8 protein-coding genes and 3 pseudogenes are annotated in these 10,952 nt (G+C 39.9%); 7 read left to right on the forward strand and 4 right to left on the reverse strand.

Features of this window, described 5'->3' with window-relative positions; genetic code table 11:
- Positions 1-127: 127 nt before the first annotated feature.
- Positions 128-478: pseudogene (locus IQ244_RS31380) on the forward strand (coproporphyrinogen III oxidase); the annotation flags it as partial.
- An 86-nt stretch (positions 479-564) separates the two neighbouring features.
- Positions 565-1,389: pseudogene (locus IQ244_RS31385) on the forward strand (acyl-CoA desaturase).
- Between the two features lie 123 nt (positions 1,390-1,512).
- Here IQ244_RS31385 and IQ244_RS31390 read toward each other — a convergent pair.
- Positions 1,513-2,463 carry an RpoD/SigA family RNA polymerase sigma factor gene (locus IQ244_RS31390; protein WP_193900581.1) on the reverse strand — a complete coding sequence of 317 codons (951 nt, stop codon included), beginning with the start codon at positions 2,461-2,463 and terminating at the stop codon, positions 1,513-1,515.
- A gap of 203 nt (positions 2,464-2,666) precedes the next feature.
- Here IQ244_RS31390 and IQ244_RS31395 point away from each other — a divergent pair, with 203 nt between their 5' ends.
- From IQ244_RS31395 to IQ244_RS31405, 3 genes are all read left to right on the forward strand, one after another.
- Positions 2,667-3,044, forward strand: a complete 378-nt coding sequence (locus IQ244_RS31395) for a hypothetical protein (protein ID WP_193900589.1) — start codon at positions 2,667-2,669, stop codon at positions 3,042-3,044.
- Between the two features lie 35 nt (positions 3,045-3,079).
- A complete protein-coding gene (locus tag IQ244_RS31400) occupies positions 3,080-3,982 on the forward strand; it encodes a phosphotransferase (protein ID WP_193900582.1) in 903 nt (300 codons plus the stop codon).
- 267 nt (positions 3,983-4,249) lie between these two features.
- Positions 4,250-6,583, forward strand: a complete 2,334-nt coding sequence (locus tag IQ244_RS31405) for an adenylate/guanylate cyclase domain-containing protein (RefSeq protein ID WP_193900583.1) — start codon at positions 4,250-4,252, stop codon at positions 6,581-6,583.
- A gap of 61 nt (positions 6,584-6,644) precedes the next feature.
- Here IQ244_RS31405 and IQ244_RS31410 read toward each other — a convergent pair whose 3' ends face one another.
- Positions 6,645-7,820, reverse strand: a complete 1,176-nt coding sequence (locus tag IQ244_RS31410) for a homospermidine biosynthesis protein (RefSeq protein ID WP_193900584.1) — start codon at positions 7,818-7,820, stop codon at positions 6,645-6,647.
- Between the two features lie 41 nt (positions 7,821-7,861).
- Positions 7,862-8,380, reverse strand: a complete 519-nt coding sequence (locus tag IQ244_RS31415) for an O-acetyl-ADP-ribose deacetylase (RefSeq protein WP_193900585.1) — start codon at positions 8,378-8,380, stop codon at positions 7,862-7,864.
- A 373-nt stretch (positions 8,381-8,753) separates the two neighbouring features.
- Here IQ244_RS31415 and cobO point away from each other — a divergent pair, with 373 nt between their 5' ends.
- Positions 8,754-9,449 carry a cob(I)yrinic acid a,c-diamide adenosyltransferase gene (cobO, locus tag IQ244_RS31420; RefSeq protein WP_193900586.1) on the forward strand — a complete coding sequence of 232 codons (696 nt, stop codon included), beginning with the start codon at positions 8,754-8,756 and terminating at the stop codon, positions 9,447-9,449.
- Positions 9,450-9,516: 67 nt separating this feature from the next.
- Here cobO and IQ244_RS31425 read toward each other — a convergent pair whose 3' ends face one another.
- The gene (locus IQ244_RS31425) at positions 9,517-10,236 is read right to left on the reverse strand and encodes a hypothetical protein (protein WP_193900587.1); all 720 of its coding nucleotides are present in this window, start codon (positions 10,234-10,236) and stop codon (positions 9,517-9,519) included.
- A gap of 401 nt (positions 10,237-10,637) precedes the next feature.
- Between IQ244_RS31425 and IQ244_RS31430 the strand changes: the two are divergent.
- Positions 10,638-10,826: pseudogene (locus tag IQ244_RS31430) on the forward strand (Uma2 family endonuclease); the annotation flags it as partial.
- Between the last annotated feature and the right edge of the window lie 126 nt (positions 10,827-10,952).

Genomic DNA, 10,952 nt, shown 5'->3' on the forward strand with positions numbered 1-10,952 from the left:
TTTTTAGGTAAAGATTCTCCAGCAATAGTTAATATTAGAAACTTTGTAAATTGTGGCTATTTTAACTTCTCTAACCTAAAAGAAAATAACCCTTCATTATACCAGAAAATATTTATGCAAGAGTTCTAGCCAACAAGTGGGCAATGTGGAGCGTAACTGGGAAGATATTTTTGCTTTTGTGCAGTCTTGCGGTCAAGCTTTTTTACCGGCTTACTTGCCCATTGTCGAATGGCGACAACAAACAGAGTATAGCGATCGCCAGCGTCATTTTCAACTTTACCGTCGGGGTCGTTACGTCGAGTTTAATTTAGTCTACGACAGAGGCACAGTGTTCGGGCTGCAAACAAAGGGAAGGACAGAATCGATTCTCATGTCTTTACCACCTTTAGCACGCTGGGAATATTGCTATGAACCAGAAGCAGGAAGCCCGGAAGCAGAACTGACAGAAGTTTTTCTCCAGCCTAGAGATTGGGTGTAAGGAAGGCAAAAGTAAAAAGTAAAAAGGCAAAAGTAAAACTTTTACCTTTTGAATTGGGATGAGGAGTGTTTGTGAAATTTAATACAATCAGAAGTTACGCAGATAACCCCCAGGCGTTGCGTCTGGATTGGCTAACTGTAGTATTTTTTGGGATAATTCATGCTCTAGCATTATTAGCACCGTGGTTTTTTTCTTGGTCTGCGTTAGGTATAGCTATGTTTCTACACTGGCTATTTGGCAGTATTGGGGTTTGTCTAGGCTATCACCGGATGTTGAGCCATCACAGCTTCCGTGTGCCTAAGTGGTTAGAGTATGCGATCGCAATTTTAGGTGCGCTATCTCTACAGGGAGGGCTAATTTTCTTGGTGGCTGGACATTGTTTACACCATGCTCACACAGAGGATGAATATAAAGATCCCTACTCAGCCCGCAGAGGTTTTTGGTGGAGTCATATTCTGTGGATTTTCTACCCCACCAAGGAGTTTTTTGATTATGACTGCTACCAAAGATATGCTCCTGATTTAGCGCGAGATCCCTTTTACCTCTGGCTGAATCGTTACTTTTTACCACTACAAATTCCCGTTGCATTGTTGCTGTATGCCCTTGGCGGTTGGTCATTTGTGATTTATGGTGTGTTTTTGAGGTGTGTGATTCTTTGGCATACAACTTGGTTTATCAACTCTGTAACTCATCTGTGGGGATATCGCACATTTGAGTGTCATGATAATTCACGTAATCTCTGGTGGGCAGCGATTCTTACTTATGGTGAAGGGTGGCATAATAATCACCACGCCTATTCTTATGTAGCTAAGTGTGGTTGGTGCTGATGGGAAATTGATATGACTTGGTGGGTAATTAAATTATTGAAAACCCTGCGTTTGGCACAAGATGTCAACTTAGCACCGAAATAGGGTTTAAGGGTGTCAGGGTGTAATACCAATTTAATCTGAAGCTGAACCCTATAAATTATGTAGAGACTTTGTATACAAAGTCTCTACATAATTTTTTTCTGACTCAGCACTCAGCACTAAATATTAGGAAGATAAATATTGTCCCATTTCTGGTTGTTGACGACGCAGAATATTCATGGCTTGCTGTTGAATTTGGCGAACTCGCTCCCGACTGACATTGAGCTTTTCACCAATCTGAGCCAAACTGCGTTCTTGATTATCTAATAGTCCAAAGCGCAAAATTAATACTTCACGCTGTACGGGTTTGAGTGATGATAACAAATTATCCAAGTCCTGACGCAGCATTTCTTGGGTGATCTGTTCATTAGGTGAGATGCCATTATCACTTAATAGTTCACTTAGTTCCGTATCTTGGTTATCTCCCACTTTTAAATCTAAAGAAATTGTCGCACTAGCCGCACTGAGATATTCTCGAATCTGGCTTGGTGCTATGTCCAATTTTTCAGCAATCTCTGCAAGAGTCGCACGGCGACCAAGTTTTTGAAATAATTCTCGCTGAACTTTTTTAATTTGATTCAGTTTTTCGTTCACATGAATTGGTAGCCTGACAGTGCGAGATTTTTCGGCGATCGCTCTGGTGATGGCTTGACTAATCCACCAGTATGCGTAAGTTGATAACTTATAGCCTCGGTTGGGGTCAAATTTTTCTATACCTCGTTGTAAACCGATCGCCCCTTCTTGAATCAAATCTAATAATTCTAGATTGCGACGCTGATATTTTTTGGCGATAGAAACCACCAGTCGGAGGTTTGCTGTCACCATTTTTTGCTTGGCTCTCCGGCCAAGCTGAAGTATTTGTGTAACTTCAGTTTCGCTTTTGTTTACAACATTTGCTAATTCTGCTAACGTTGGTTCCCGATGCAATTGTTGACTAAGCTGCTGTTGATGCTGCTCAATGGCAATCATTTGCTGTACTTGCCTGCCATAAGTTATTTCTTGGTCGGATGTTAATAAAGGGAACTGACCAATTTCTTGCAAATAAACGCGTACCATGTCAGGACTTAGGCTGGACATACAACTTTCAAACTTTTCGATATTCAGACGAATCTAAAAGTATAAATCAAATAGCCTCAGAAAAAATGCCAATTAGCACAAGCCATCTTGTGCTGTGCTGGCGATCGCGCCCTCTAAATGCAGAAAAATTATTCGTCAAGTTAGTTCACACACTAGATGATGGGTTTAACGATAGACTGGGAAAAATTCTTGAGGAAATATTCATGGCAAAATCTAACGGGGCTAAAGGTGAAACTTCTACCCAGGAACCTGCTGTAGTTTCTGATACCGAAGATACAGTCACAGTTCAAGATGCGCCCGAACCAGTAGAGGATGTCCAAGATATTGATGAAATCTTGAACTCACTCAAAGCTTTACTCAGTAGCGTCGAAAAACTGCAAAAAGTTCGTCAGGAAGTCGGCGATATTAAACCTTTAGTCCAAAGAATGCTAGATGGGGAATTGTTGGCTGGTGAAGAGTTGGAACTACTTAAGGCTGGGGTAAGTGGTCTAGTGCGTCTAGTTCGGGCTTACAGTGACCATCAAGCCGCACTGACAAAAGCCCAACCTGCAAGAAATCTACTCGACGAAATCTTGAAATAGCATCCAGCTAACTGAAGTTTTCTGCTTTCGTCATCATGACTAGTCCATCGGAAAAGTCTCGGCTCCAAAATGCCATCAATGCAGCTTGTGCAGTCGCTAAACAACAAGGGCTGAAATTTGCAGAGGCTGTGGTTCTGCAAGACAGAAGCAACTTGGTGATCCATTTACAGCCTGCACCTGTAGTTGCACGGGTAGCGACAACAACGGGTACAGTGCGGTTTAGTGATGCTTGGTTTGCTAAAGAAGTCTCAGTAGCTAGTTATTTAGCCGCAGCTGGCGCACCTGTTGTGAGTCCAACAAATCTGATTCAACCAGGCCCTTATCAGCACAATGGTTTGGTTGTTAGTTTTTGGGATTTTGTCGAAGAGATAGATGAACTACCAGATGCAACTATTGTTGGACAGACTTTACGAGATTGTCATGAAGCTTTAGTAGATTTTGCAGGTGAACTGACAGTTTTCGATCCTTTAAATGAGTCTGAAAGTTTGCTGTCTACTCTCATATCTCAAGCAGCATTCAGCTTCAGTGATAGCCAAATGCTACAAGCAGTCAATCGCCAACTCAAAAGCAGATTTCATCAACTTCAGTTACCGATACAACCACTTCATGGCGACTCCAATTTTTCTAATGTACTTAACACCACACGCGGGGTACTATGGACAGATTGGGAAGATACTTTTATTGGTCACATTGCTTGGGATATTGCCTGTTTAATCGCGGCTAGTCATGTTTTTGGCACTGACAGAGAATATGCGGCGGCGGCTTTGAATGGTTATGGTCTAGCGATAGATCAGGAAATATTAGATTTGTTTATTGAAGCACGCACTTTTCAAACCGCTATGTGGAATTTCATTATTGGACAACAACACCCCGATAGTCTAGAACGGTTAGAAGGTCGGTTATGCTGGTTGCGCGATCGCTTTCGCACAGCATTTTAATTTGTTCAATATTACCGATAGAATTATAGATGGTACGGAAATGTAAATCCTGAGACTCAGACTAAAGTCTCTAGTCTACATAAAATGAGAGATTTATCCGAAAAAAGTACTTTTTTTGAGAGTTTTATGTTTTGGCTAATAGTTTTTTAATGGCACAGACCCATACATTTATCTGTGAGGTTAATCTAAAATCCAAAATTTTTTGACCTCTCCAGTTGCGCTTGAAAGTCATTGTCAAAATAATTGCATCACCTACTCAAAAACATAATGGAATACGAGGTAGTCGAGCAGATTTTTAACAAATATTCGACTTTACGCAAATTTGAATACTTAGAACTAGATGTTCATTTCTGCATTGTGGATAAATCTGAGCAAGTACAACGCTTTGCAATTCAAGCAAACGCGGTAATTTTAGGCACAGATATTCGCGTTGGTTTTCCTGAATTGATTGGTACAGAAGATGTATTACAATCAATCATTCAAGGACAACAAGAAAGATTTGAATTACTAGCAATTAGAAGAAATTTTGAGAATCAACCAGATATCTATATCAATATATATATTATTGGTGAATCTAAAGAAAAATCATCCGAGAGGAAGATAGTAATTCTCATTGAAGATGTTACCGAAAAGATCAAACCTCAACAAGATTTATCTAAATTAACTAACGCTACTACTCTGCTATCAATGACACTGGTAACATATAAAAATTATATGGATACAGTTATCACTTCAATGGCAGATGCCTTATTGATAACTACCAATACAGGAAAAATTAAGAAAGTTAATTTGGCGGCGCAAAAGCTATTTGATTTTTCCGAAGAAGAGTTAATTAATAAACCAATATCTTTGATATTTGATGACAATTTTTTATTACTAAGAATTATTAATCACTACAGTAAAATCAACCGAGATTTACAGCATTTTGAAGTTGTCTGCCGCAAAAAAACACGAGAAAAAGTGCTAGTAGCTTTTTCTTGTACTGTAATGCAGAAAAAAAATGAAGTTTTAGAAGATATTATCTATATTGGTCGGGATATTACGAGTCGCCAGCGTCGAGAACAACGAAATGTTGCCCAATATGCTATTACACGGATTCTTTCAGAAGCGCAAAGTATTAAACAGGCAATGCCAGAAATTTTGCAGGCAATTTGTCAAAACTTAGAATGGGATGTGGGAGAATTATGGACAATAAGTGAATATATTAGTCCAAATATTCCGGCAGAAAGTGAAGATGCAGTATTAAGATGTGTAGAAATTTGGTCAAGCCGACTTGTATCTACGCGGGAATTTAAATCGGTGACATGGCAAACTACATATCTTCCCAGTGTGGGATTCCCTGGACAAATTTGGGAGAGACGTTCTGCTTTATGGATTAAAAATATTTTAGACTATAGCGATTTACCGCGATCGCCAACCGCTATAGCTGCTGGATTGCGTTCAGCATTTGGGTTCCCCATCCTCGACGACAATAAAATTTTAGGAGTGATGACTTTTTTTAGCCGCGACGTGCAACCTAAAGATGCAGATTTACTGCAAATGATGGTTTCTGTGGGTAGTCAAATCGCGCAATTTATGAAACGCAAACAAGCAGAAGAAGATTTATTAGAAAGTGAATCTCGCTATCGAGATATCTGTGAAAATGCGAATGATTTAATTCAGTCTGTGAATGCTTATGGTCGGTTTTTATATGTTAATCGGACATGGTGTCAAACATTAGGATATAGTGCCGCCGAAGTTGAGCAAATGAATGTATTTGACATTATCCATCCTGATTCTCAAGAACATTGTCGGCGAATGTTTTATCGTTTAATGTCAGGCGAAAAATTAGACCAAGTTAAGGCAGCTTTTATTGCTAAAAATGGTCAAACAGTTTTTTTGGAAGGTAATGTGAATTGCAAATTTGCTAATGGAATACCAGTGGCAACTCGTGGGATTTTTCGCAATATTACTCGGCGAGTAGCACTAGACGCAGCATTACAGCAGCAGCAAGCACAAATAGAACAACTTTGGCAAACAAGAATACCCACATCGGCATCTAATATTTTACAACCACAAATAAACGGCACAGACGCAGATGTAATAAATGTGACTGTTTTGTGTGCAGATATTGTTGGTTTAAACGAAATTGCGGCTTCAGGAAGTGCAATGCAATTAGTTAATTTACTCTGTCCAATTTTTGCTAACTTTGATCGCCTCTGTAATCTCTACGGTTTAGAAAAAATCAAAACCATCAATGAAGCCTATATAGTACTTGGCGGATTACCAGCAAAACGCCCAGATCATGCCCAAGCTATAGCCCAAATGGCGCTAGATATGCAAACTGCGATCGCCACATTTAATACAGAAAATCAACAAAACCTGAAACTTTGCATCGGTATCCATACTGGAGTCGTTACAGCAGCCGCCATTGGTTTAATGTATACAATCAATATTGCCAAATCTATAGAGTCTCAAACTTTAGCCGATACTATCCAAGTTAGTGCGACTGCTTACGAATATATTCGTGATGAATTTGTTCTCAAACCACAGGATAAAATCGAAATTCCCCATCAGCCACAAATGACAACGTATCTTTTATTGGGAAAAAATCAAAAGTAAAAAAGCAAAAGGCAAAAGATTTATAGTTTTACCTTTTACCTTTTACCTTTTACCTTTTTAATTACGGACTATTCGGAATTAATCTACCGCAAGGATAAGTTGCGACACCTTGCGCTGCATCTTCAGCCATTGCAGCAGGTACTTTATCCGATGATTGGGTTTTCGCGGCGAGATAATCTCTTTGCAGGGTAGCTAATATTGTTTCTCGCTGATCGTATAACCGCTTTAACGGACGAGGCGAACATTGATTCATCACGTAGGCGGTGACTAACGGTAAAGCGATCGTGCTATCGGTATAACAAACAATTGTGCTGGGTAACTCTTCTGGGTCAATTTTACCCCAGCTTACCGCCTCGGATGGAGTCGCCCCAGACAAACCGCCAGTATCAGGACGCGCATCAGTAAACTGGACAAAGAAATCATGTCCGCGTTCTTCCAATCCCAATACTTCATGAATTTGCGGTTGAGTTTGCAGTAAGAAGTTTTTGGGACTACCACCACCCAGAATTACCGCCGCACTTTTACCATCAGCAACTCTGGCATTGTAGGCGATCGCAGCTGTCTCATTCACATCAATGGCGGGATCTAAAATTAATTGCGAACCTTCTAACGCCAAAGCTGCAACGTTCATCCCAATGGAACTATCTCCAGGGGAAGACGTGTAAATTGGTACGCCATATTCATAAGCCGTCGCCAGTAAGCAAGAATGCTGTACTCCTAACTGCTTTTCTACTTCCCGGACATACTTACCCAAAAGATAATGAAATTCCGCTGTTCCCATCCGCTTTTGGAAAGGTTCAGCTTGCAAAATCTTACGGATGAAAGCATCGGTTTCTAACAAGACATCGTAGCCAAAGATAATGTCATAAATGCGGATAGTCCCTTCTTCTCGCAGTTTGACATCATCCACAAATGGATTACCAGCAAATAACTCAAAACCTAAGCCATAGTGCATATCATGGTAAAGATTCGCCCCAGTGCTAATCATCCAATCAATAAAACCGTTGCGAATTAAGGGTGCTAGTGCAGAAACCCCAAATCCGGCTGGTGTCATCGCCCCAGAAAGGCTAACTCCCACTGTCACACCTTCTTGAAGTACATCTTTACTCAAGAGTTGGCAGACTTCACGTAAACGTGCTGAATTGTAAGCTGTGAAGTAATTATTGATTAAATCTACTACCCCAATATTGGTTGGTATGGGTGTAGGTGCGATTTTTTGACCACGCTGTTTTGACATTTTGCACTCCCGAACAGTAAACGCGCCGAATCTAATGTTAACTATGTTTCAGCAAATTCTTGCATCGTCTTAGTATATAAATCGAATGCAGTTTGACCAAAACAGACGAAAATTACTTGTTGTAGGGAGTTTGCCTGAGATAAAAACTTTTTTACTTCGGCGATCGCAATTTTACAAGCGCGTTCCATCGGGAAATTATAAACACCTGTACTAATAGCCGGAAAAGCAATAGTTTTAATTTGGTATTGTTCCGCTAAAGCCAAACTGTGGTGGTAACAACTAGCTAATAGCTCATCCTCTCCATAATTTCCACCTTTCCATACTGGCCCAACAGTATGAATTACCCATTTTGCTGGTAAGTTATAACCTTTGGTAATTTTCGCTTCTCCAGTTTCACAGCCTCTTAACTCTCGACATTCTGCCAATAGTTCTTTTCCAGCGGCGCGATGAATTGCACCATCAACACCGCCACCACCTAATAGAGAACTATTAGCCGCATTAACAATTGCATCTACTGATAACCGAGTAATATCACCTTGATTAATTTCTATTTGCTTCATAATATTAGTCTTTCTTGATTTGCCTGCATTTTCTCAAATTGTTAGCTATTCAACATTTTTCTTAAAATATATCATTACCTAAATTCTTGCTTAACAATAAGAACCGCAACTTCTGAGAGAAGCTACGGTTTTGAAACTCTCGTCAAAGTAACTACAAAACTTTTTGAGAGAAATGCTTTAATGAAACTATTAACTTATTTAGAGTCGTCATATAATTTCACTTCAATGAGGCTCTTATTTTTATCAGTTATTAATCTTTATTTTTACCAAAATTAGCAGTTCACAGTCAGTTTAAATAAAGTCGCCCCATCATTTTCTCTCAGCCAAGTCCCATCATTCTATTTTCTGTAGTAGTTATTTTCATAAAATGTTGATGAGCAAAGATACACCAGAAGAATTAGAATCAGATAGAGAAATCGAACGCTTGATTGATGAAGTAATGTCCTCATCCATAAATAATGATGCAAAACTGACTGATGAGCAGTATCGCCAAAAGATGCAGCGCCGCAAAGAAGTACAAGATCGGCGCATAGCACAAGCTGTCCCAGAGAAAGGGTTAGTGATTGTTAATACTGGTAACGGTAAAGGCAAAACTACTGCGGCGCTGGGAATGGTGATGCGATCGCTTGGTCATGGCTATAAAGTGGCGATCATCCAGTTCATCAAAGGCGCATGGGAACCCTCAGAAAAAGTAGTGTTCAGCCATTGGGAAGACCAACTTGAATTCCACGCGATGGGTGAAGGCTTTACCTGGGAAACCCAAGATCGCGATCGCGATCTGGAAAAAGCTCATGCAGCTTGGGAAAAATCTTTAGAATACATCCGCAACCCAGATTTCCAATTGGTGCTATTGGATGAAATTAATATCGCCTTAAAAATGGCTTATTTACAAATAGAAGAAGTTTTAGCGGGCTTGGCAGAGAAACCGCCTCATAAACACGTAATTCTCACCGGTAGAGGTGCACCAGCAGCTTTAATCGAACGCGCTGACTTAGTTACAGAAATGACTTTAATCAAACATCCTTTCCGTGACCAAGGTGTGAAGGCTCAACCAGGAATTGAATATTGATAAAGTATGAAGTGTGAAATAAATAATGAACTAAGCATTTCACACTTCATACTTTCTAATTCATCTTTCATAATTGATTTGCTTGACACGTTTGTAAAATGCGGCGATCGCTAGAACTAATAGATCGAATGGGGTGATAGTCTTGTAATGCTACAGAGTAAGCATAGTTATTAAACTCATCATCAGAAATAGATGGGATGGTACTGGTTGTAGCGACATCTGAAGCCGTAACTTCATCTGGAGAGCCATTGACAGTCATTGCCAACTCACCAGATTTATCAATTGTGCCTTGAAAACAACTAAACTCAGAGCTAGGCATATATAACGCCCCAGTTACTCTACCTTGCTGCTTCTGGAATACGATATAACCTTGACCAATTTTGTTTGGTGTTGGCGATTGTCCATAGAGATAAACCCCATCTTTTGTAGGAATATTTCTTGTAGGCATCACTCCGGCTTCTTTGCCAGCTTTTTGATAGTGTCTTGGGGATATATCTCTAGATTCAGACTCTATAGTTTCACGCTCAAAAGCTACTGTTTGCTGTTGCGATCGCTGTTGCCGATATTCTCTCAGCCGCGACAATAAAGAATTATCGGAACTAATATATTGATGACTCGTTAATCTGGAAAAATTACCATCTACTGATGCGGAAGTTGTGACGGTTTGGAATTGCTTACTTAGTACAGGTTTAGTCTGCTCACTGACAACACCAACAGCTAAAACTAAGCCAACAACAGAAATTGTTAGCTGACGAGGGGATAATAATTTAGAAATATTGTTAAGCACCCGACCACTCCTGTTACGAAATTAACTGTCTCCTCTGCGACTCACTTAAACCATAACCAACTGTGTATCGTTCAAGGTTCCGTCGATGGTTTGATTTAGTTTTCTCAAAATAAAAATTCGTCAAAAAAAGAAGCTTTCTGGAATATTTGACGATAAACTCACACTACCATCACTTATAGAATTTACTCTTCACCCAATAGAATCACCCGATTGGGTGATGTAATTGCCAAATTCAATATTTTGATAGCTCATTGTTTACAAATAGTGATATTTTCGTTGTCAATTATCCTTGACTATAATCAGCTACAACAGCCAAGCTCTTCATTCCGCAAAAGGTGAAATTTTGCTGTGTCGGGTGTAGAACAGTCGGAAATTCAATTTATATCAACACTCTAAAAATCATGATATCTGCTGACAAAACTTCTAAATTGTTGACCATTCCGCCTTTAGAAAACGGCGACAAGCTTACCCGTGCTGAATTTGAGCGCCGCTATCACGCTATGCCAAATCTGAAAAAAGCAGAATTAATCGAAGGAGTTGTGTACGTGGCATCCCCATTAAGAATTAAAAGTCATGGAGAACCTCATGCTTCAAGGGGCGACAATCGAGCTAAAGCGATTGCTGTATAAGCGTCATAGCCCGTAAACCTTGCTGATAATATACCTGCTTATTGCGAATAGAACTGACCAGTTCCTCAACCCATGCTTGACACTCAT

It is taken from the genome of Nostoc sp. LEGE 06077 (assembly GCF_015207705.1).
Classification (GTDB): domain Bacteria; phylum Cyanobacteriota; class Cyanobacteriia; order Cyanobacteriales; family Nostocaceae; genus Nostoc_B.